Below are 21,978 nucleotides of genomic sequence, written 5' to 3'. Positions count from 1 at the left end.
GTTGCCATAGCCTATTCGGCATAGGGCCAACTAAACCTCACTCAAGGATGTGTATATGGATGACTTCGAACCCACCTTAGATTTCGCTGCACTCTCCATAGACAGCAATATCTTAAGAGGCCAGCGATATAATTTCGACGGAGGCTTACTAAAGCAACTCGAACAATTCGACGGAAGCATCATCCCCATTATTCAACCTGACGTCGTTCATCGGGAGGGGCTTAAGCATTTAACTGCAGAAATTGATCAGCATTTAAAGTCCGCACGAAGCAGCCTCAAGGCCTTATCTAAATACATCCCCAGCGCATCTACATCGGATCATTTATCCGAAAAGCTTAATTCTACAACCGTCGCATCTCAGATGGCCACCGAGCGGTTTCAGGGATTCTATTCAAAGGTCAATGGACAAGTCATTTTGGCCTCTAAAGTTAATGTCAATGAGTTAATGGATCTATACTTCGACACCCTACCTCCGTTTGAGAATAAGGCTGAGAAAAAAAGCGAATTCCCTGATGCAATAGCTTTACTGTCTCTGGAGTGCTGGGCTAGCGAAAACGACAAGGTCATGGTAGTAGTCAGCAAAGATAAAGGGTGGCATGCCTATGCTAAAAATTCTCAGTGGCTTCACGTAGTCAGCGAATTGCCACATGCCCTTTCCCTGTTCCAGCCTCATACAAAAATCACCAAGATCATTGAGCGGTTACGAAAAGACGGTGCACTAGAGAACAGCGGGCCATTATATGAAAAAATAATGGCTGCATTATCCAACGCTACCGCAAATATGGAGCCCGAAATACAAGCCAGCTCATTCCACCATTATGAGTACGACGATCTCCAGCTAGAATATGTTGACCATCAGCTAGCGCTGGCTTCTGACACGGACGAGCTTTTAGTCAATATCGTTTCTATAGAAGACAATTCCGCCGTAATAGGAATAAAAGCCCTTATTACAGTACACGCAACTGCATCATTCAACTTCTCCCAATACGATTCTATAGATAAGGACTACGTTAGCTTGGGCGGCGTAGAGGCCTCGGTTGAAACCACATACGAAACCGACGTACTGATCTATTTTGGAGGTGATTGGGCTGACCATGAAAGAAGCGTCACCCATGAAGAAATAGAGGTGATTGGCGAACTAGAGCTCCTTGATTTCGGCGAAGTTGCACCCGACTATTCTAGCGACCGAGATGAAGAGTATTTATGGGAGTGGGAGCAGCATAAGAAGGAGGAGGCAGAGGCAGCTGCTGATTATAATCCTTCGAGTTAAACTGTGTTGTTACCCCGGATAGAATCGGTCTAGATTGTCATAACGCTTTAGTTAGGATGATCTAGCCAAAGCCGAACTCGACGACCACCTCTCTCAAAGCGCTTCCCCATGGAAGATACACAACACCCTTTTTGGACTTTGTGCACACGCATGCACGCGCTGTTAGGCGCGGCGGATGAACCCATGCGACCCAGTTCGTCAGATACAAATCCCAAACTATGTGTTCGCGGGTAAAATGGCATAATATGCCAATGATTGAAAGAACCTGTTTGACCAAAGCTGGAGCTATCTATGGCGACGCGAAACGTTGTGCTCACCCCTCACCAGGAACAGGTTATCCATGACCTGGTCCAGTCCGGTCGTTATCAAAATGCCAGCGAAGTGATGCGAGAAGGTTTACGTCTACTGGAGCAGCGCATCGCCGAAGACACCGCCAAAATTGAGGCCCTGCGTCAGGCGACCTCAATCGGCCTCATGGACCTTGAGCGCGGGCGCTTTACTCAGTTGCACGAAGAGGATCTGGAGCACTACATGGAGGGCTTGAGCCTGGAGGCAACCCTCCCCCCGAGAGAGAAACACTGAGCATGCCGCCGTATCGGATTTCCAACGCGGCGCGCGCCGACATTGTCGACATCCTCAGGCTCTCCCAGACACAGTTCGGCGATCAAGCACGCCAGCGGTATCAGGCGCTGATCCTCGCGGCCCTGCAAGCGATTGCCGACACGCCTTATCGCATTGGCAGCCACGAACGCGATGAGCTGGCATCGGGCCTTCGCAGTTATCACCTCATCTATTCACGCCAGCAGGCCAAACAAACCCATGGAACGGTCAAAAGCCCACGCCATATCGTGTTCTATCGTGTGGCAAACGACGACGTGATCGAGGTCGTCAGACTCCTTCATGACGCCATGGAAGTGCAGTTGCACTTGCCTACGACTGATCACTGGCCTGGCCCAAAGGCTTAAGTGGCCCATGAACGGCGAGGCTGAGGCACATCCCTCTACGTCTCAATCTGAGCGCCCAGCGCTGTCGCCCGATTCGGCGAAGCACTGCCACACTATCGAGCTCGGCGGCCGGATTGGTCTCAAGCCCTCCCTCGACGATGGCGTACCGGAAAGCTGGTTTGACCAGGCCGGCAAATCTCCGTCGCCGGCAACGCACCACGACCTTCAATCTGCGCACCACCTCCAGCGCTTCCTCAGATGCGACGCACTGAATACGTCAACGTTGAAAGAATGTTTCTGAGGTGCTCCCCGTGGTCATGCATCTGGTATTACACACCTGCCGCCGATGAGCGCGCGGATCGATGCCCTTGCTGCACGGGTGGCGCAGTTTGCAGCAGCGTAAGCGTCCGCCCAACACACCTTGCGTAATTGCCAAGAGACGCAGTCCTCAGGTTTATCCTCTTTCATTCGCTGATGCTGAGACCGAGCGCTCGGTTCTAACGAAACTTATCTAGCCTTGGGCAAGTGGGCCACACGCAATGCTGACAGAATCTGTCACTACGGCGCGATACATTGGTTTCCCACTCAACAGGAAACCAATCATGAACAATACCAATGGCGAAGCTCTGGATATCGCCCGCTCTTACGTCAATGCAATCGCCAACAAAGATGTCGAGATGATCCTCTCAATCTCGGCCAAAGATGTTGTATGTACTTCACCCATCGGGCAGACGAACGGGATTGAGCAATTTCGCGCGTTTCACGACGGTTTTGCCCGCATGATCACGAATTTGACTGTTCTCGCAGTCTATGGCGACGACGAGCAGGCCTTGGTGGTCTATGACGCGGAAACTCATCCAGTTCCGCACTCTATTATTGCCGAACTCATCAAGGTCAAGGACGGTAAGCTCGTCTGCACCAATGTGATCTACGACGCCTCGCGGTTTGCCAGCTATATGGCAACGGTTCAGCCTCACTAAAAAATCGATGGCGGGGCGTCTCAGATGATCATCAACCCTGCTGGGATTGGTCGCTATTGGTTGCCCTGCCTGAAGCTCTGCGACGCCATTGCGTGTCCGTCAGCTCCACTGACCGAAGTCGTCGTAGCCACGTTCAAACGAGTCAGTCTTTTATGAAACGTATCCAGTATCACAAGTATGGCGGCCCTGAAACGATGCAACTCGAAAACTTCGAGTTGCAGGCGCCAGGAATAGGTCAGGTCGCGGTCAAGGTCAAGTTTGCGTCTATTAATCCCATCGACTGGAAGGTACGCAACGGCTATCTGAAGATGGTGACGGGGAAATCCTTTCCTCGTGCGATGGGAAGCGACTTTTCCGGCACCGTAATCTCCGTCGGCCCAGGTGTTACGCGTTTTAAGGCCGGTGATGCAGTTTTTGGTCTTTCAAGAATCAAGGAAAGCGGAGCACTTGGCAGTGCTGTAGTCACTAACGAAACCTTCCTCGCCAAGAAGCCGGACGCCCTTTCCTTCGAGGATGCGGCATGCCTCGGAACCCCAGGTGTCACCGCCTGGAATGGTCTCGTAGACAAAGCGGGCTTGAAGTCCGGCAAGCACGTATTAATCAATGGCTGCACCGGTGCCGTGGGGGCGTTAACCGTGCATCTCGCGCAGAGGCTGGGTGCCACGGTATCGGGCAGTTGCAGCTCAGAGGCAATGCCAAGAGCGCGAGCTATAGGGGTGCAGTCCTTACTTGACTATCGTGTAACCGATCTGTCCAAGATCGGCGAGCGCTTCGATGTTGTCTACGATACCGCCGGAACGATGACGACCGCAGTGGGGCTCGCCCTGCTGCGCAAGGATGGAGTATTTCTCGATATCAACCCTACTCCAGGTAAGTTCATCCGTTCTATCCTAAACCGGAGACTAAAACCTATCGTATGCACCCCCAGATCCGACATCCTTGACGGCCTTGCTCATGCGGCTAAAGATGGGAAACTTGGATTGCCGGTCGCATTGATCGTTTCACTGCCCGACGTAATACGCTTGATCGCCGAGCTTGAAGCAGGCCTTAAGATCAAAGGTAAAGGCCTCGTTGCTATGGACTAAAAATGTCACGCAGCCATCGATTGATTGAACTTATGCAGGTACTCCGCCGCCACCGAGGGGTGGTGTCTGGTCTAGAACTTGCGCGTGAAGCCGGCGTCTCTCTACGTACTATCTATCGTGATGTAGCGACGCTTCAGGAGATGGGGGCTAACATTGAGGGCGAAGCCGGAGTGGGTTATATCCTGCGTCCAGGTTTTCTCTTACCGCCCATGTCTTTCACCGAGGAGGAAATTCATGCGCTCGCGGCAGGTGCCCAGTGGGTCAGCCGTCAGACGGACGAGACTCTTGCACGTGCCGCGCAGAACGCATTAGCCAAGATCGGGGGCGTGCTGCCAGCGGAGATGCAAAAGGCATTAGACGATGATGCGTTTTATATTGGTCATCAAAGGAAGGATGTCGCTGAACTTGACCTGCGCCTTATCCGCCAAGCAATGCGTGAACAACGCAAGATGCGCATCTTGTATACGGATCAGGCAGGCGCCCCATCAGAACGAACGATTTGGCCAATCATGCTAGGTTTTGTGAAGTCTCGACGCTTTATCGCCGGGTGGTGTGAACTCCGCGAGGATTTTCGTTTATTCCGGACTGATCGCATCGCCAAGGCCGAAATCTTGAGCGATTGCTACTTGCGCAACCGTCGCGGACTCGTCAAGCAATGGCGAAGCCAGAGGGCGTTAGCCCGCTCAGCATCGGAGAAACAGATCCCTTAATTGTGTATCCGGCACTGCCTCGGATCTTCATCAGTTGGCATTTTGTAAGACCTCCTGTATGCGTCCGGGCATTAGGCCTACGTAACTAAAACGGTTGCCACTTATGCGGCAGCAACTGACCGATTTGACTCGCCTGCTGCGTCGGCAGTCGCGTGAGTACGTCCTTCAAATAAGCATATGGATCATGCCCATTCAGCCGCGCAGACTGGATCAAACTCATGATCGCCTCTGCCCGTTTGCCGCTGCGCAGTGAACCTGCAAGTCGAGTCAGCCGAAGGGAATTTCACCCCTCGGCTGCTCACAGAACCGTACGTGACAGTCTCCCGTCATACGGCTCTTGATCACACATTCGATGCACGTAGTAAATACCAATGCGCGAACAGCTCCGGATTCTCTCTTCGAACAAGACGCAGCCGATGCTCCGCTTGACGTATAGAGATTCGGTGCTTGCTCTTCATCCATTTGAGCAGGAGATTTCGTCGCTTCATCAGTCAGTTCACTTGCGTTCAACTACCTGAGCCTTACGTGACAGTAGTTTCTCTGCCTTTTCCCGAATCGCTCACCACCAACATGCTGAACATGCTCGCAGCATCGGGTCGTTTGATCAGTGCGCCTGCACGCCCTGACCGGAGGGCCAACCTCCATCCACCTTGGAGCATGGATTGCCACGCCGCCATTTTCATGTCGTCATGAGGTCTCCTTCGTGACACACAGAGCCAGTTCTTGCGCCCAAGTGCCCATGGCCGGATCTGGTTCTCCGCCCAATTATTATCAATAGGTACGGCCCCGTCATCGAGGTAGCGCGATAGCGCTGCCCAGCGTTTCAAGCTGTAATTCAGCGCTTTGCTGATAGCCGAACCTTCGGGCACGAGATCGCGCTGGGCGATCATCCACGCATGCAGAACATCCATCACAGGCACAGCTTTTTCCTGCCGTATTCGGCGTCGTAAATCCGGCTCCAGATCGCGGATCTCACTTTCGATTTCGTACAGCAGTTGGATATGCCGCAGCGCCTGCTCGGCAAGCATGCTCTTATTGGTGGCGTGCAGTTCGAAGAACTTGCGCCGCGCATGGGCCATGCAGGCTATCTCGGTCACGCCGAGTTCGAAGCTGGCCTTGTAACCGCCAAAATCATCACAGACCAGCTTGCCCTTCCAGCCTTGCAGGAAGTTGCGAGCATGCTCACCGGTACGGCTGGGGCTGAAGTCGTAAACCACCGCTGCCAAGTCCGAGAACTGGCTGCTGGCGTAGGCCCAAACATAAGAACGGTGGGTTTTCTTCGATCCCGGAACCTGCATCTGCACGGGTGTTTCATCGGCATGGATGACTTGCTGCCCAAGCACCACGTTGCACAACGCGTCGACTAGAGGCTGAAGCTGCACGCCTGGCTGCCCGACGTGTTGGCCAGATATGGGATGAGGTACTGAAGATCGCTGACGAGTGCGGCGTCCCCAGGCTCACTCTTGGTTCTTGCGGCCCTTAGCGCGGTATGCGTACCCAACGGAAAGAGCCCGGCGAAGGGATTACTGAAAATGAACGAGCGCAATTATTCGTTAGAGCATGCCTACAACGCACTTGCCGACCTGCGCTCGCTTGAGCTGCCGATGCATCTCTTTGCCATGTTCCCGGACGAAAAGATTCTGCTCTGCACTGGCGATAAGGACCTGGCACTTTTCTGCGCGGGAATCAGGGCGTCCAACTTCAGACTGAACGAAGGTCGCTTTGAGTGCACATCTTCGCCCATTGAAGCCTTGCTCCAGAACGTTACGGACGAAAGAAAGTCATCGTATTTCCAGGAAAGTGCCGAGTGATACCTGGGATTCGCTGGTAGCACGGGCCACTGTCGGAGTGGCCTAAGCATCCGCGCTCGGGAGACGACGTGCTGGCATTGCCCTTGGTGTAACCGGTATATTTTGGCAATTTTCTCTCACGCACGTTTCCGAGTTCAGCGAATAGGTCGTGGCCTGCAAGATCATGCCGATCTGCCGGCACGCATGGCTGCACGTTCTCCTGGTGTGACCTGCATCAGATCCTGACCGGCGAACGACAGGCGCTTTTCGCGGGCCGTCCTATCCAGCAAATTGGCCACAGCGCGCGCGGCCTGGAAATTGAGTCCTATTCGCCGATAACTTGGTCGCCTCTCGTGTAGCTCAGTCATGCTCAGTTTGTTTAGTGCTTGAAGAAACATCAGCGGCAAACGCTCTGAACGTACAGGCGCAAAGTCCCTTCCTTATAATTATCGCTTTAAAATGTTTACTCAATTAAGTATTTTACAAAGACGCCGGGCCGACAAGCGCCCCTTTTACTCCTGACAAGGACCTCCTGTGAGCGGATTGCGTGAACGTCAGAAAGCCGAACGCCGGCAAGCTATCAGCGAGGCGGCAATCGAGCTGTTTGAGCGACAGGGTTTCCAGAACACCACCATCGAACAGATCGCCAGCCAGGCCGGGGTGTCGCCGCCGACGGTGTTCAAGTACTTCGGCAACAAGCAGGAAATCATCCTGGAAATCCTGCATCACGCCGATCAGCGCGCAATCAGCGACACCCGCCGCGAGATCCACACAATGGACGATCCGGTCGAAGCGCTGTGCCACCTGGAAAGCCTGCTCACCGGCTATGCCCTGGAAGTCATGCACCCCAGCCTGTGGCGTGAACTGCTGCCGCTGATCCTGTTCGGCGGCAACAATGAACTGCCGGCCGGTTATCGCGCCATGAACGATGCGCTCAGGGCCGAAATCAGCGAACTGCTGCGGGAACTGCAACGGGCCGGCAAGCTGCGCCCGCAACTCGATGTGGAGTTGGCCGCGTTCCTGTTGAACGACTATTCGCACCTGCAACTGTTCAGGCTGGTGAACCAGGAACAGCCGGATCTCGACGCGCACTCCACCCAGGTCAGGCGTATCACCGAGCTGCTGTTCTACGGCATGCAGGCCTGACAGCTTCCAGGGCCGGGCCTCAGTAAAAGCGATAGCACCGAATCACCACCTGGTCGGCGCCCGGGTAATGCACCAGGCCGATAAAACTTGAACGGGTGAGCCAGTCCAGCCGCCCCTTGGGCACCTGAAACAGCGGGGTGCAGGTACAGCGGTACTCCGTCTCAGGAATCGGCCATTGACCGTCGCGCTCCAGCTGGCGCCCGTACTCAGTCATGTTCAATACGCCGCGGTTACGGATGTTGATCACCTCGCCTTCGTCGGTCCTCAGGTTGTAGCGGGCATCCAGTTGACCGATGCCATCCGGGCGTAAAACAAAACAATCGTCTCCGCCCGCCAGGACCTGGCCGCTGATGCCGACCCCATCGAAGTCCCCGCCCACAATCGGGTAGTTGCAGCGCAGGCCTTCAACGCTGTCGCCCAGGGTCACACCCGGCCCTATCGCGACGCGCAGGGTCAGCACCCGCTGCAAGTTGGGGGCAATGTCCATCCGTTCAGTCATGGCAAGCTCCAAGCCCGGCGCGCACGCACCGGGCCACACTGATCAGCGGTTGCTCTTGATGGCCGTCCAGGTGCGGGTACGGATGCGCTCCACGGCGGCCGGAATCGGTTCCAGGGCGAACAGGGTCTTGCGCGCTTCCTGCGGCACATACATGTTGGGGTTGTTGCGGATGCTGGCGTCCACCAGCGCGGTGGCGTCCTTGTTCGGGTTGGGGTAGCCGATCTTGTTGCTGATACGCGCAATCACCTCCGGACGCAGGATGTAATTGATAAAGACATGGGCCTCCACCAGATCAGGCGCATTGGCCGGGATCATCATCACGTCCGACCACATCGGCGCGCCCTCCCTGGGCAATGCCATCTCGACCTTGACGCCCTTGCCGGCGGCATCTGCCAATTGCTTGGCCAATGCGACACCGCCGGACCAGCCCACGCCCACACAGATATCACCGTTGGCCAGGTCCATGCCGTAGCGCGACGAGTTGAAGTAAGTGACGTAAGGGCGAATCTTCATCATCACGGCCTGGGCTTGCACATAGTCCTCACGCTTCTGGCTATTGGGGTCGAGACCCTTGTAGTGCAAGGCAATCGGCAGGATCTCGTTGCCGGCGTCGAGGAAACCCACGCCACAACTGGCGAGCTTGGCGAGGTTTTCTTCCTTGAAGATGATGTCCCAGCTGTTCATCTGCACGTCGGGGCCCAGGGCCTTGCGCACCTTGTCGACGTTGTAGCCGATCAATGTGGTACCCCATAGGTAAGGCACGGCGTAGCGGTTACCGGTGTCACCCACGGCTTCCAGGGATTGCATGAACTGCGGGTCCAGGTGCTGCCAGTTCGGCAACTGCTGGCGGTCCAGCGGCTGCACGGCCCCGGCCGTGATCAAGTGCCCCAGGTTGGCGGTGCCGGGGAACACCACGTCATACCCGGTGTTGCCCGTCAGCAGCTTGGACTCCATGGTTTCGGCGCTGTCGAACACATCGTAAATCGGGCGAATGCCGGTTTCTTCCTGGAAACTCTTGAGCACTTCGGGTGGCAGGTATTCGATCCAGTTGTAGATCCGTACGGTGCGTTCTTCAGCCAGGCAAAAACCACTGATGAGCAACGAGGCGACAGTGCCCAGCACGGTGTTACGCAAAAATCTGTTCATGATCAAAACACTCCAGCGCGGCCGCGATGGCTCGCAGCACTTAATAGCGGTAGGTGAAATACAGTTCCAGCGCACTGAACATCTGGTCGTTACCGAACACCTGTTTGGCGGCGGCCAGTGGCTTGACCCAGTTGTAGGACAGCGACGTATAGAACGACGGCGTGGGCGTCCAGTCGAGGAAAACCACACTTTCGTCAGCAAAGCGCCGATCGCTGACCGGCGCGCCCATGTAGTTTTTCTCGTCCAGCCAGAACTGGTAGTGAATCGCGCCGAGGGTCAGGGTGTCGTTGAGGTGGGTCTTGAGGGAGAACTGCTGTACGTTTTCGTTGCTGTTGAACAGCAGGTAGTTGCCGACCACGTCCCCGACCAGCCAGGTGCTCCAGTCGACGAAGCCTTTGCTCAGTGGGTCCCAGGCTTTTTGCCGGTTGTCGGTGAGGTTGTCGTCGCCGGAAAAGCTCGCGTAGCGGTAGCTGAGGATCGGCGTCAGCGGCAAGGTGCTGAAGGCGTAGTCGGCCTGGGCATACCAGGCGTTGGCATCGTAGTCGACACCCTCGCCGCTGCCACGCTCCAGCGCGTATTCGGCATTCAGCGTCAGCGCCTGTACGCCGGGCACCTTGGCGTTGAGCGCCCTGACGTTGTACACCTGCATGCCGTCCCGACGGCGCGGCAGCGTGCTGCCTTTGGGGCCAAGGGCGTTGACCTTCATGGCCATGGCGCCAAACGTCACCTGGTCATCGAGGTTGTAGTCGAGGTTGACGCCGGTCATGCGGAAATCGCCCAGGTCATCATCGGTGCGCAGGGTGAATACCTGGGACTTCAGCGCGCCATGGTCCCAGGCCAGGATCGCTGAATCCTTGAAGGCGGTTCGCGGGCCGAGCCAGTAGGCCGCATCCTTGTACTGGTCGAGGTTACCGTCCATGACGATGAACCCCGTACCGATCATGTAGTTCTGGCGGCCGGCGGTGAACTTCCACTCGCCGGCGCGAAAACCGCCGTAGAGTTCTTCGGCTGCGACCTTGCCGTCGGAGCTGCGGCTGAAGCCACCCGCATCGCCATCGCCGAAGGTGCTCGCCGCCACCAGGGATCCGCCCGCCAGCAGGCTGAAATCCGGTTGCAGCGCATACTCGAGCTTGACCCCCGGCTTTACGTAGACCTCTTGCCAGTTGATCCTGGCGCCGCCGTTTTTTCCGTTGCGCGCATCGACCTGGCCGCTGCCGAAGTTGACGCCACGGGTAAACAGCGTCGCCCCGCCCACGGTGAGATTGACTTCACCCTTGAGATCGCCGTCCTCAAAGGTGTAGCCCGCCAGCGCGACGTGGGTGGTCAAGGGTAAGCCGAGCGCTAACAGCGCTCGAGAGAAACGCTTGGTGAAAACCATAAGAAGCTCCTGTGGAATTATTGTTGTTACAGGGCAGTCAATGGCGACGCAGGGCGCCGCCAACACCTGGGCAAGCCAGGTGAATAGAACGCAAGACTCTTATTGTTTGGCGTGGATCAGCGACTCAGGTGGGCGGCGATCGCCCGCAGCATGCGCACGCTGTCGTTATCGAACGGGCTGACCGCATCGGTGAGCGACGATTGCTTGACGATCACCACGCCGGACGGCTTGTCGATGAACAAGTATTGGCCGTGGATCCCCCCAGCCATCAGGGCTTGGCTGTGGTCGTTGAACACGTACCACTGGCTGCGATAGGAAGCACCCGGCGTCCAGCGGGAGAACTCGGCATTTTGCGCGTAGATCGCCGGATCAGCGCCGGCGGCGATACGGGCCACGGTCTCGGGCGACAGCAGCTCAACGCCGTCCTGGCGACCGTCGTTGGCCAGCAGGCGACCGAAGCGCGCCATGTCTCTCAAGGTGGCACTGAAGCCCGCCCCGGCAACGTTACGACCCCAGGGATCGGCCATGAAATAACCGTCGCGGTCGCAGCCCAAGCGAACCCAGATTTCTTCCAGCATCTGACTGCACGCCTTGCCCGAGGCACGCTCCATGACCCACGCTAACGCTTCGGTGGTGGCGGTCACGTAGTGGAAAAAGCCGCCATGCACGCCACGTTTTTTCAACGACGGAAGGTATTGGTACAGCGACTCGAACTGCGCGTATTGCGCGGGTGCCGGTTGGAAACCGCAGGCATAGCCGTACTGCGAGCTCTCCGAGCCGGGATCGTCATACACCTCGCTGTAGTCGATGCCTACCGCCATGTCGAACAACTGACGCACCGTAGCATCGCCAAACGCACTGCCCACCAGCTCAGGCACGTAGTACGCGGCGGACAGCTCGGGCTTGAGCATGCCGTTGGAAACCAGTTGTTCGCCAAGGGTGCCGATCAGCGACTTGGTCACCGAGAACATAATGTGCCGATCATCCGCGCGCTGGCCGTTGAAGTAGCGCTCGAACAACACCGTGTCGCCCTGCATCACTAAAAAAGCGTCGGTCTGGCTGGCCACAAGGTGTTCGATCACGCTGATGCTGAGCCCGCATTCGCTGTCGAAACACAGCGGGTCCAGCGCTGTGGGCGCTTCCTTGAGCTGCCCAGCAGGCCTTGAACCCGCCGCCACATCAATGGTGGGACGCAACCGCGCCAGATGACGGAACCCCCACTGGCTGAAGGGCGTGCGCATCCAGTTGTGCCACGTTACCCGGTGTTTCGACTCGGCTGGGAAGCCCTGCATCAGCGCAGGTGCCACGGGGGTTGCAAAGCACGACTCATTGGCCTCGACGTAAAGAGTCGCCAGTACAGACGGGGTTTTAACACTCATCGGGATAACCCTGAAAATGACTCTGCGTGGGAGCAGATGCACAGAAATAATTACCCGATATATTTTTTTAGTCAATAAAGTATTTAACCAAATTACATTTCACTCAACCTCTGTGAAGTCCGGCCTGATCGGGCAGCCGCTGGTCTGGCGTTCCAGGTTGATCACCCACAGGGATAGGTCGTCCGTGTCAACGGGGGACAATGTTTCACTGGTGGTTCGAGGGGAGCCAGTCACACCAGTCACAATACCTCCAGCAGACTTCAGATCGTCCCCCCAACCAAGGAGCCGTAAACCTGAACGCATCTCCCGCGCACAGAGAGGAAATCACCTCTTGCAATCAAAGGGTCAGCATCGCTACCGGGCATGACGCCTCTGAAGCTCATCCCATAGATCAAATTTCCACGTGCCACCTGTGAGCCGAGCACACCGGGCCGGCAATGCCCTCCACAGATATCATCGCTATGCCGCCATTTACCTGCCTGCATCCATCCCCCACTCGCTATAGAAAGCGGGCACGCCCTCTACATTCGCCTGCATCCGGAAGAGGTGCCCAGAGGCGGGAGAATTCGACAGCGTCTCCATGGGCAGGTCATGTCGTCCACTGGTGATATACAACACGTCATGCCCTGGCCCGCCGAAGGCTATATCCACGGGACACGGCACGGGCAGTCCGATCATGCGATCAATGCTGCCCTCTTCGCTGAAACGCACCAGACTCCAGCCGTCCCGTAGCGTCGTCCAGACGCCGCCCTGAACATCCAGGGCCAGTCCGCTGAGGCGGCCGGAGCCCTTGGGGAGGGTGGCGAAGCGGCGAACCAACGGGTTGCCCAGCGTCATAAGGTAGAGGCTGCCAGTATCCGGCCCCACGGCATACAGGAATTCCCCCTTGGAATCCCAGCATAATGCGCTGACTCGTTCCTGAAACTGCCACGGGGCACGCACTTCGCCTTCGGCGCTCAATTCACCAACCTTGTAACCACCGTTCACCGACACGCAAGCCCACAGGCTGCCATTCGGGTGGCTGCACAAACCTACGAGTCTTTTCCCCGGCCAGCCGGCCAGCGGATGTTGCACGCCTTCGCGGTCGAGCAACAGCCATCCAGCAGCATGCGCGATGAGTAGCCCTTCACGGTGCAGCTCCATGGCGACCACTGGAGCGTCCAGGCGTGCCAAGATGCGTTCACCACTCTGGTCGAGTACGCGTACAGTCGGTGCCAGCGTGTCAACCCAGTACAGGCGCTGCTGTGCTTCGCTCCAACGCGGCAACGCGCCGTTGAAGGCCCAAGGGCATTCCACCGCCACCACTTCACTGTCGCCCACGCGGATTTGCGATTCGCTCAATTGCGAACCAACGCGCCGCGCCGCTTCATTAAGCTCCGGTCCGAGCAGGTCGAGGCGCTCCAGGGTCAGACGGTAGGCCGGACCTGCCACGCTGAGCGCTCCGCGGACATTGCCAGCCTTATCGCGGATTGCCGCCGCCACACAACGCACCCCCATGACGATTTCTTCGTCGTCGATGGCGTAGCCACGCGCTCGGGTGATCTGCAACTCGATATCCAGACGGCGCCGATCGGTGATGGTGAGTTCAGTCAGAGGGCTGAGCACCAGGCCCTTGAGGATCGCCTCGCGCCCGACTTCGTCCAGCGCGGCCAGGATTGCCTTGCCCTGCCCCGTGCAGTACACCGGCTTGCTGCGCCCCAAGGCGGCCGCGGAACGGGTGGTGTGGGCGCCATCGCATCGTTCCAGCGACATCACCTGATTACCGTCGAGTACCGCCAGGTAGGACGTCTCGCCGGTCAGATCGCGCAGAGCGCGCAGCTCCTGACTCGCAGCGACGACCAGATCCGGCATCAGATAAGCGTTACGCACCAATTCCAAATAGCGAAAGCCCAATCGATAAACCTTGCGTAGCGGATCGCGACGGATCATGCCGCGCTCCACCAGGCTGGCGATAATCCTGTAGAGCGTGGTCCGTGGCAGACCGACCATGCCGGCCAGCTCGGCCTGGCTCAGACCCTGGGCAGCCGAGCCGATGGCTTCAAGTACATCCATGGCTTTTTCAAGTGCACCGGTGCCGTCTGCTGCTCCCATACTTAATTCCCACCATTTGGAACAAAACGAAGCTCGCATCATAAACCCGGTTACGCCCTAGTCAACAGAGGCCTATGCTCGGCCCATCACTAGGACAGCAACATATAAAAATCCCATATAACGGGAATTTTCTGGCCTGATTTACTGACCCAACCTCCGGCTGAGCCTTCCAGGAGAACAACAATGACCCAGTTCCATCGATATGCCGACACTGTCGAAAACCAGGCCGAGCGCCATATCGCCGTGAGCGATGAAGTGCTCGAGCGCCTTGCCAAGTGCAGCAGCGGTTCGCTGACCACCCAGCTGTTCAAACTGGGATTCCGCCAACCTGCCTTGGTAGGCCTGCGCGCGATGAGCAAGGACATCAAGCCATTCGCCGGTCGCGCCTACACCATGCGTTTTATCCCGGCCCGCGAAGACATTGATACCTACGGCACCATGACCACCAAGCCGAATCAGGACAACCTGCAATGGCAAGGCGTGGAACAGATTCAACCGGGTGATGTGCTGGTGATCGACAGCCAGAATGACCCACGCGCCGCGTCCGCTGGCAACATCCTGGTAACCCGCCTGTTGGCCCGCGGCGCACGCGCCATTGTCACCGACGGCGCCCTGCGCGATGGCAGTGAAATCGCCGCCCTGCCGCTGCCTGCCTATGCCCGTGAAATCACCGCGACCACCCGTATTTCCTATCACCATGTCGCTGACCTGCAAGTGCCTATCGGTTGCGCCGGGGTAGCCGTCTATCCAGGCGACGTGATTGTCGGCGATGCCGATGGCCTTACCGTAGTGCCCGCGCACCTGGCCGAAGAATTGGCTGACTATTGCCTGGCCCAGGACGACATCGAAGCCTACCTCGCCATGCGCATCGCTTCCGGCGAACCGCTGTGGGGCGTCTATCCGCCAAGCCCGGCGGCTGTTTCCGACTACCACGCCTGGGTAGCTGCGGGTCGTCCGGCCATTGCCAGCATCATCGACAAGGCGCCAACGCCATGAGCCGCCAAACCGAATACGCCGCCCTGATTCGTCGCTATTTCGACGCCTGCAATGCTGCCGACCATGCCGCCCTGGTGTCCTGTTTCACTCCGGATGCAGTGCATTACTTCCCGGCGGGCCTGCCGGAAATCCCTTGGCGCGGGGCGCAAACCATTGCATCGAAATGGGTGTGGTGCGTAGAAAACCTCGGTTCGCAGTGGACCATCGAGAAGATTCTAGTCAGCCATGACAGCCCGGAAGCGGTGATCGAGTGGACCCACTGGAAAAGTAAGCTAGGCACCGCATTGCGCGGCGACGAGTGGTACATCTTTGATGAGCAGAGCGGCCTGATCAAAGAGATCCGCGCCTACTACGCATCCCCGGCGGACCCCGCCGCGACCATCAATGAAATCGTGGCCTTCGACTACGTCGGACGTGGCTATCACCTGGAGCCCAAGGCTCGCTGATCGACCTTTTACGACTATAGAACGGGACCTGACATGACTACTGCTCAAGCACCTTCCAATACCTCCGTCGACCAGGCCGTTGCCACGGCCAACGCGGCCGCCCTGATCTGGGGCGAGTCGCGCCCTGCCGTCCGCGCCGCACTGCTGCGTGGCCTGGCAGATGCACTGCAAGCCCACCAGGCTGAACTGGTCGCCATTGCCGACCGTGAAAGCGGCCTGGGTGAGGCCCGCCTCAATGGCGAAGTAGCGCGCACCGCCTTCCAGTTGCGCGGTTTCGCCGATGAAGTCGAAGCTGGCGTGCCGTACCGCCGCGTCGAAGATCAACCGGTTACTGGCGCGCCACCGGTCGGTCGCCCACGACTGACGCGTGTGCAACGCCCACTGGGCACCGTGGCGATGTTTTCCGCCAGCAACTTCCCGTTCGCCTTCTCGGTACTAGGCGGCGATACCGCCTCAGCCCTGGCCGCCGGTTGCTGCGTGGTGGTCAAGGCGCACTCCGGACACCCGGATCTGTCACGTGCCGTCTACACTCTGGCCGCACGCGTGGTTGCCGAGCAAAAGCTGCCAGAGGGCGTGCTGACCTTGGTCGAAGGTGCCTCGCGCGGTGCCGGTGGCTACCTGGTCCAGCATCCACAAGTTGCTGCCGTTGCCTTTACCGGCTCCTATCAGGGTGGCACTGCCTTGTGGAAACTGGCCAACGAGCGTCCACGCCCGATCCCGTTCTTCGGCGAACTGGGCTCGATCAACCCGCTGGTGGCTCTGCCGGCCGCGCTGGAAAGAGATGCCGAAAGCCTGGCCAAGAGCCTGGCCACCTCGATCACCTTGGGCTGCGGTCAGTTCTGCACCAGCCCTGGGGTGATCGTTGTCCTGGATCACCCGGCCAGCGAACGCTTTCTCCGTCATCTGGCCGAAGCCATTGCTCCGATCAAGACCCATCGCATGCTGACCCCCAGCATGCAACAGGGCTTCGACCAGGCCAGCGCCACCGTTGCAGCCCACGCCAGCGCCCTGTTCCAGCCAGCGGCCGATACCGATGGCCCAGCCCCACGCCTGTTTTCAGTAGGGGCCAAGGCCTTTGTCGCCAATCAGCACCTGCGCGAAGAGATGTTCGGCCCGGCCGCCCTGGTGGTCACAGCCAGCAACAATGAGGAAATCATCGACGTACTCAAGGCGATCGGCGGCACCCTGACCACCACGCTATGGGGCGCCGATACCGCGACCGAGCGCAACCGTGCACTGGTTAACGCCGCACAGGATATTTCCGGTCGCGTGTTGTTCAGCGGCGTTCCCACCGGAGTTGCCGTATGCCATGCCCAACAGCACGGTGGTCCATGGCCTTCGTCCACCGCACCGCAGAGCACTTCGGTTGGTTACGCCGCCATTGAACGTTTCCTGCGTCCGGTTGCCCTGCAGGATGCTCCGGCCTGGCTGCTGACGGAATAGGAGAGTCGATCAATGATGCGTCATATCGTAATGTTTCGCCGACTGCCCAGTGTGCCCAGACAACCTGAGCTTGAGGCCCGGCTGGTCGAGGGCATGCGTCAACTGGAAGAGCAGATTGATTTTATTCGAGGCTGGAAAGTCGCGGCCAATGAGCTGGATCGACCGATCTGCTGGGATTACATCCTGGACTCCAGCTTTGACGACAGCGCCGCTGTAGAACGCTATCTGCCCCATCCGGCCCACCAGGCCTTGGTGGGCGAGCTCAAGCAGTACTTCGAGTGGGTAGCGGTCGATTACAGCGAGTAAACCTTAAGGCGCGCGCCGTAGTTCTGCCCAACGGGGCGCGCTGCCAGAGCAAAGCCACACTATAAAAACAGCCCAGCCTCAAGTTGGGCGGAGATCACCATGAATAAGAAGAAAAACTATCGTTGGACAATCCTTACCATGCTGTTTATCGCGATGGTCATCAACTATGTCGATCGAGCCGCACTGTCCATCGCGATGCCGTTCATTACCCAGGAGTACCACCTCACCCCCTCTGAAAAGGGCATGATTTTCAGCAGCTTCTTTTTCGGCTATGCCCTGTTCTGCTTTGTCGGCGGCTACCTCGCCGATCGCTTCGGCCCTAAACGCGTGCTCACCTGGTCCATGAGCTTCTGGTCGCTCCTGTGCGGCTCCACAGCACTTGCCTTCAACTTCTGGTCGTTGCTGATCGTGCGCGCACTGTTCGGCGTCGGCGAAGGCCCGGTGTCGACCACGGCCAACAAGACGGTGAACAGCTGGTTCCCGATCAAGGAACGTGCCCGCGCCATCGGCATCAATCAGGCCGGCGGCCCTCTGGGCGGTGCCTTGGCCGGCCCGATTGTCGGCTTCCTCGCTCTCTGGCTGGGCTGGCGCGTAGCCTTTGTGGTCATTGCCATGCTCGGACTGATCTGGGCCGTGGCCTGGTATCGATTGGCCACCTCGACACCCAAGGAACATCCAGAGGTATCGGTCGAGGAATTGGCGCAGATCAACGAAGGCCGCCCCGTTGCCGCGCCCGGTGAAGCGCCTCGCACCCCAGTCCTGCAGATCATCCTGCAGCGTTCGGTGCTCGTCACCGGTGTGTCGCTCTTCTGCTACAACTACATCCTCTACTTCTTTATGACCTGGTTCCCCAGCTATCTGATCGACGCCAAGGGTATTGATCTGAAGTCCATGAGCATCGTCACCGCGCTGCCATGGCTGGTCGGCACCGTGGGCTTTGTCTGCGGCGGCCTGTTGATCGACTGGGTATTCAAGCTCACCGGCAAACAGGTGTTCTCACGCAAGGTGGTGCTGGTCACGTGCCTGTTAATTGCCGCCGCCTGTATCGGCCTGACCGGCCAGGTCCAGGACGTGACCGCCACCGTCGCAGTGATGACCGTCGCCATCGGATTCCTGATGCTGACCGCACCCGCCTATTGGTCATTGATCCAGGATTCCGTACCCGATCACCAGGTCGGTACCGCGGGCGGTTTCATGCACGGGCTGGCGAACCTGTCCGGGATCGTCGCACCAACCCTGACCGGCTTTATCATCCAATCCACAGGCACCTATGCCAGTGGCTTCGCGCTGGCCGGTAGCCTGGGTATCGTGGGCGCACTGATCGTCGCCTTCTTTGTCAGCACCAAGCCCAAAAGCCTGCCGGTAGTCGCCGTCACTGCCTGAACCTGAGCATTGCCGGCGCTCTACACCGGCATACAGACCGAGATCTACATCATGCCCATTCTGCTTGTCACCGGCGGCGCCGGAATCGTCGCCACCGCCCTGCGCCCTTACCTGCGCCAGCACTATTCCCTGCGTCTGCTGGATCGCAAGCCGGTCGACGATCTGGCCGCAAACGAAACGTTCCTGAGCACCGACCTCACCGACGCACAGCAGGTTGATCGGGCCGTGCAGGGGGTCGATGCCGTTTTGCACCTGGCCTGTGCCCACGGCACCGATATCCACTTCCAGGCCACGGTGGAGCCGAACTATCACGCCACTCTCTATCTGCTGGAGGCGGCGCACCGCCAAGGCGTCAAGCGCTTCGTCTTCGCCAGCAGTCATCATGTATTGGGCCAGCACCGCGGCGATGCGGCCGAGTGCTTCGACGATATGCCGATTGCACCGGACAGCTACTACGCCATGAGCAAGGTTTTTGGCGAAGCCGCCTGCGCCACCTTTGCCCAACGCAATATCCTGCAAACCTTCGTGATTCGCATAGGCAATGCCGACCCGCAAGTGTCCGATGCCCGGCGCCTGCGCATGTGGACCAGTGCGCGCGACCTGGCGCAACTGGTGTGCATCGGCATCGAACACCCGGATGTACGCCATGAGATCGTCTACGGTGTTTCCGAGAGTCCGAACCCGATGTTCCACAATCGTCTCGCGCGTACCCTCGGTTACCGCCCGCAGGACAATGCCGGTGGCCACTTGGGCCCCGGTTATCTCGCGTACGAGGCCATGACTGTCGAAGGCTCGGGCCGTGATTACGTCGGCGGCGCGTACGCCGACGCGCCATTGACCAGCGTTTTGGTGGAGACACAATGAAAATCGTCAAGATCGACACCTTCGTCGTCGAGATTCCGTTCAAGGACGGAGGCAAGGGCCAGGGAATTACCCCAACCACCTGGAACACGCTGGAAAACGTGCTGATTCGCTTGCAGGACGAACAGGGCAATATCGGTTGGGGCGAGGCCTTCGGCTACTTCGTCGCCGACGCCAGCAAGGCCCTGATCGATCGCCTGATTACCCCACTGCTGCTGGACCGTGAGGTCCATGATATAGCCCAGTGGAACCGCGATACCCAGTTGCGCTTGCACCTGTTCGGCCGATACGGTGTGACTATGTTCGCCATCTCCGGTGTCGACATGGCGCTCTGGGACCTGGCTGCGCGCCGCCAGCAGCAGCCGCTACACCGTCTGCTCGGCACGGCCAGCCGCGAACAGGTGCCGGCTTACGCCAGCATGGTCCGCTACGCTGACAACGAGATCGCCCCACGCATCTGCGAAAAAGCCTTGGAGATGGGGTTTCGCGATATCAAGCTGCACGAGGTCACCGTCGATGAGATCGCCGCCTGCCGGCGCGCCATTGGTGATGATGTGCCCCTGGCCACCGATGTAAATTGCAGCTGGAGCGTACAAGATACGCGCGACTGGCTTCCGGCACTGGCAGACCTGAAACTGGTCTGGCTGGAAGAACCGATCTTTCCGCCGGAAGACTTTGCCACCCTCGCCAGTTTTCGCGGCAACGGCGTGCCGCTGTCGGCCGGAGAAAACTGGTGCACCGCCGTGCAGTTCGAGCAGGCCCTGAAACACGGCGCCGTTGACTCGATACAACCGAGCGTGACCAAGGTCGGCGGAATCAGCGAATGCCTGCGCATTGCCGAATTGGCCCAGGCCTACGGCGCTGTAGTGCTGCCGCATTGCCCGTACTTCGGCCCGGGTCTGTTGGCAACCCTTCACCTTGCCGCCGTGCAACCTACGGTGCCGCAGATCGAGTACCTGTTCGTCGAGCCGGCCGGCTGGCTCTATGACATTGAGGGTCTGCGCGACGGCCACCTGTTGCAGATCCCGCAACAGGCGGGCCTTGGCCAGGATATAGACCTGGGCGTACTGGAACGCTTCCGCCGAGCCTGACCCGCCCCTGCGTCACCTTCAACCCAACATGCGTCGGCTCCCCGGAGCCGGCACGGGCCTTGTTGTGCTCGTTTTTTTCCTGGCGGAGAGCCATCATGCAGTCGATCGAACTGGACAATGACACCTGGCACCTGACGCTTCTACCCGAATGGGGCGGGCGCATCGGTTCATTGCGCGTCGGCGATCTCGACATTCTGCTGCCCATCAACACCAGCACCTTCGACCCACTGAACTGGCCTCGGGGCGGCGCCTACCCGCTGCTGCCGTACTCCAACCGCCTGCGCGACGCCCGGCTGAATTTCGAAGACCGCGAGTACAAGTTACCCGCTCATCCAGCCGCACAACCCCATACGTTACATGGCGTGAGCCATACACTCGAGTGGACAGTGAACAGCCTCGACGCCAAACACGCCGTGCTCGTCTGCGAGTACCACGGCGAACACTGGCCCTGGCCGATTCGTGCCGAACAGCATTTTTCCCTAATCGGGGAACGTCTGCGGATCCGTCTGTGCCTGACCAACCTCGGCGATCATGCGATGCCCGGCGGACTTGGGCTACACCCCTACTTCCAGCGCCATTCCGGCATGCAGGCGACCTTGCAGGCGCAACGTAACTGGCTGATCGACGATGCCTACTTACCCACCGGGCAATCCCGGGTAATGAACACGGCACTCAGCATCGATGCCAGCGCCGTGACGAACCTGGCGTACTACCTCTCGCAATGGGATGGCGCCCTGAGCCTGAACTACCCCCAGGGTCGCCTGCTCGTGCAAGCCGAGGCACCGCTGTCGCATTTCGTCGCCTTTGCTCCGGTCGACGCCGCCTACCTGTGCCTGGAACCGGTCTCGCACCTGGCCGACGCCTTCAACACACCCGCCAACCAGTGGCCCGAGGTCGGCACACAACGTATCGAGCCTGGGCAACGGCTGGAAGCCACCCTGGAACTGGCCTGGCGGCCCGGTGCCTGAACCACGCCACACCTGATCAACCCACGAGCAGAAAAACAATGAAACCACGCTCTCGTTTCACCTGCC

Annotated in this window: 21 protein-coding genes and 2 pseudogenes; 16 read left to right on the top strand and 7 right to left on the bottom strand. The window is 58.6% G+C overall.

Annotated features, from left to right (window positions below):
- Positions 1 to 55 precede the first annotated feature (55 nt).
- From NTD80_RS21530 to NTD80_RS21505, 6 genes are all read left to right on the top strand, one after another.
- Positions 56 to 1,270: a PIN domain-containing protein gene (locus NTD80_RS21530; RefSeq protein ID WP_262134938.1), complete on the top strand. Its 1,215-nt coding sequence runs from the start codon at positions 56 to 58 to the stop codon at positions 1,268 to 1,270.
- 291 nt (positions 1,271 to 1,561) lie between these two features.
- The gene (locus tag NTD80_RS21525) at positions 1,562 to 1,852 is read left to right on the top strand and encodes a type II toxin-antitoxin system ParD family antitoxin (RefSeq protein ID WP_262134937.1); all 291 of its coding nucleotides are present in this window, start codon (positions 1,562 to 1,564) and stop codon (positions 1,850 to 1,852) included.
- A 2-nt stretch (positions 1,853 to 1,854) separates the two neighbouring features.
- Entirely contained in the window at positions 1,855 to 2,235 is a 381-nt protein-coding gene (locus NTD80_RS21520; RefSeq protein WP_262134936.1) for a type II toxin-antitoxin system RelE/ParE family toxin, read from the top strand.
- Between the two features lie 581 nt (positions 2,236 to 2,816).
- On the top strand, positions 2,817 to 3,194 hold the full coding sequence (locus NTD80_RS21515) for a nuclear transport factor 2 family protein (RefSeq protein WP_262134935.1): 378 nt from the start codon (positions 2,817 to 2,819) through the stop codon (positions 3,192 to 3,194).
- Positions 3,195 to 3,346: 152 nt separating this feature from the next.
- On the top strand, positions 3,347 to 4,279 hold the full coding sequence (locus NTD80_RS21510) for an NAD(P)-dependent alcohol dehydrogenase (RefSeq protein ID WP_262134934.1): 933 nt from the start codon (positions 3,347 to 3,349) through the stop codon (positions 4,277 to 4,279).
- 2 nt (positions 4,280 to 4,281) lie between these two features.
- Positions 4,282 to 4,989: a helix-turn-helix transcriptional regulator gene (locus NTD80_RS21505; RefSeq protein ID WP_262134933.1), complete on the top strand. Its 708-nt coding sequence runs from the start codon at positions 4,282 to 4,284 to the stop codon at positions 4,987 to 4,989.
- A gap of 85 nt (positions 4,990 to 5,074) precedes the next feature.
- On the opposite strand, the pseudogene NTD80_RS21500 reads toward NTD80_RS21505, so the two are convergent.
- Both NTD80_RS21500 and tnpC read right to left on the bottom strand, forming a co-directional pair.
- A pseudogene (locus NTD80_RS21500) lies at positions 5,075 to 5,248 on the bottom strand (transposase domain-containing protein); the annotation flags it as partial.
- A gap of 391 nt (positions 5,249 to 5,639) precedes the next feature.
- Positions 5,640 to 6,392: pseudogene (gene tnpC, locus NTD80_RS21495) on the bottom strand (IS66 family transposase); the annotation flags it as partial.
- Positions 6,393 to 6,521: 129 nt separating this feature from the next.
- On the opposite strand from tnpC, the gene NTD80_RS21490 reads away from it, so the two are divergent.
- Positions 6,522 to 6,800, top strand: coding sequence for a hypothetical protein (locus tag NTD80_RS21490; protein WP_262134932.1), 279 nt, complete (start codon positions 6,522 to 6,524; stop codon positions 6,798 to 6,800).
- A 513-nt stretch (positions 6,801 to 7,313) separates the two neighbouring features.
- The gene (locus NTD80_RS21485; protein ID WP_262134931.1) at positions 7,314 to 7,925 is read left to right on the top strand and encodes a TetR/AcrR family transcriptional regulator; all 612 of its coding nucleotides are present in this window, start codon (positions 7,314 to 7,316) and stop codon (positions 7,923 to 7,925) included.
- Positions 7,926 to 7,944: 19 nt separating this feature from the next.
- Here NTD80_RS21485 and NTD80_RS21480 read toward each other — a convergent pair whose 3' ends face one another.
- From NTD80_RS21480 to NTD80_RS21460, 5 genes are all read right to left on the bottom strand, one after another.
- A complete protein-coding gene (locus NTD80_RS21480; RefSeq protein ID WP_262134930.1) occupies positions 7,945 to 8,424 on the bottom strand; it encodes a DUF3237 domain-containing protein in 480 nt (159 codons plus the stop codon).
- 42 nt (positions 8,425 to 8,466) lie between these two features.
- Positions 8,467 to 9,570, bottom strand: coding sequence for a polyamine ABC transporter substrate-binding protein (locus NTD80_RS21475; protein WP_262134928.1), 1,104 nt, complete (start codon positions 9,568 to 9,570; stop codon positions 8,467 to 8,469).
- A 40-nt stretch (positions 9,571 to 9,610) separates the two neighbouring features.
- The gene (locus NTD80_RS21470; protein ID WP_262134927.1) at positions 9,611 to 10,948 is read right to left on the bottom strand and encodes an alginate export family protein; all 1,338 of its coding nucleotides are present in this window, start codon (positions 10,946 to 10,948) and stop codon (positions 9,611 to 9,613) included.
- 116 nt (positions 10,949 to 11,064) lie between these two features.
- Positions 11,065 to 12,327, bottom strand: a complete 1,263-nt coding sequence (locus NTD80_RS21465; RefSeq protein WP_262134925.1) for a serine hydrolase domain-containing protein — start codon at positions 12,325 to 12,327, stop codon at positions 11,065 to 11,067.
- Between the two features lie 471 nt (positions 12,328 to 12,798).
- Positions 12,799 to 14,418 (bottom strand): IclR family transcriptional regulator C-terminal domain-containing protein, encoded by a 1,620-nt coding sequence (locus NTD80_RS21460; protein WP_262134924.1) that lies wholly within the window; start codon positions 14,416 to 14,418, stop codon positions 12,799 to 12,801.
- 183 nt (positions 14,419 to 14,601) lie between these two features.
- Between NTD80_RS21460 and NTD80_RS21455 the strand changes: the two genes are divergently transcribed.
- The 8 genes from NTD80_RS21455 to NTD80_RS21420 all read left to right on the top strand — a co-directional run bounded on the left by NTD80_RS21455 (position 14,602) and on the right by NTD80_RS21420 (position 21,912).
- Positions 14,602 to 15,414, top strand: a complete 813-nt coding sequence (locus tag NTD80_RS21455) for a ribonuclease activity regulator RraA (protein ID WP_262134923.1) — start codon at positions 14,602 to 14,604, stop codon at positions 15,412 to 15,414.
- Positions 15,411 to 15,860 (top strand): nuclear transport factor 2 family protein, encoded by a 450-nt coding sequence (locus NTD80_RS21450; protein ID WP_262134922.1) that lies wholly within the window; start codon positions 15,411 to 15,413, stop codon positions 15,858 to 15,860. The genes NTD80_RS21455 and NTD80_RS21450 overlap by 4 nt, the downstream gene beginning before the upstream one ends.
- Positions 15,861 to 15,893: 33 nt before the next feature.
- Positions 15,894 to 17,303 carry an aldehyde dehydrogenase (NADP(+)) gene (locus NTD80_RS21445; RefSeq protein WP_262134921.1) on the top strand — a complete coding sequence of 470 codons (1,410 nt, stop codon included), beginning with the start codon at positions 15,894 to 15,896 and terminating at the stop codon, positions 17,301 to 17,303.
- Between the two features lie 12 nt (positions 17,304 to 17,315).
- Positions 17,316 to 17,609 (top strand): Dabb family protein, encoded by a 294-nt coding sequence (locus tag NTD80_RS21440; protein ID WP_262134920.1) that lies wholly within the window; start codon positions 17,316 to 17,318, stop codon positions 17,607 to 17,609.
- A gap of 99 nt (positions 17,610 to 17,708) precedes the next feature.
- Complete coding sequence (locus tag NTD80_RS21435; protein ID WP_262134919.1) at positions 17,709 to 18,992, top strand: MFS transporter; 1,284 nt, start codon at positions 17,709 to 17,711, stop codon at positions 18,990 to 18,992.
- Between the two features lie 51 nt (positions 18,993 to 19,043).
- Positions 19,044 to 19,856: an NAD-dependent epimerase/dehydratase family protein gene (locus tag NTD80_RS21430; RefSeq protein ID WP_262134918.1), complete on the top strand. Its 813-nt coding sequence runs from the start codon at positions 19,044 to 19,046 to the stop codon at positions 19,854 to 19,856.
- The gene (locus NTD80_RS21425; RefSeq protein WP_262134917.1) at positions 19,853 to 20,944 is read left to right on the top strand and encodes a mandelate racemase/muconate lactonizing enzyme family protein; all 1,092 of its coding nucleotides are present in this window, start codon (positions 19,853 to 19,855) and stop codon (positions 20,942 to 20,944) included. Before NTD80_RS21430 ends, NTD80_RS21425 begins: the two co-directional genes overlap by 4 nt.
- Positions 20,945 to 21,039: 95 nt before the next feature.
- On the top strand, positions 21,040 to 21,912 hold the full coding sequence (locus NTD80_RS21420) for an aldose 1-epimerase (RefSeq protein ID WP_262134916.1): 873 nt from the start codon (positions 21,040 to 21,042) through the stop codon (positions 21,910 to 21,912).
- Positions 21,913 to 21,978 lie beyond the last annotated feature (66 nt).

The organism is Pseudomonas sp. 13B_2.1_Bac1, from assembly GCF_025466155.1.
GTDB lineage: Bacteria > Pseudomonadota > Gammaproteobacteria > Pseudomonadales > Pseudomonadaceae > Aquipseudomonas > Aquipseudomonas aylmerensis.
This window is presented reverse-complemented; position numbering and strand designations above follow the sequence as displayed.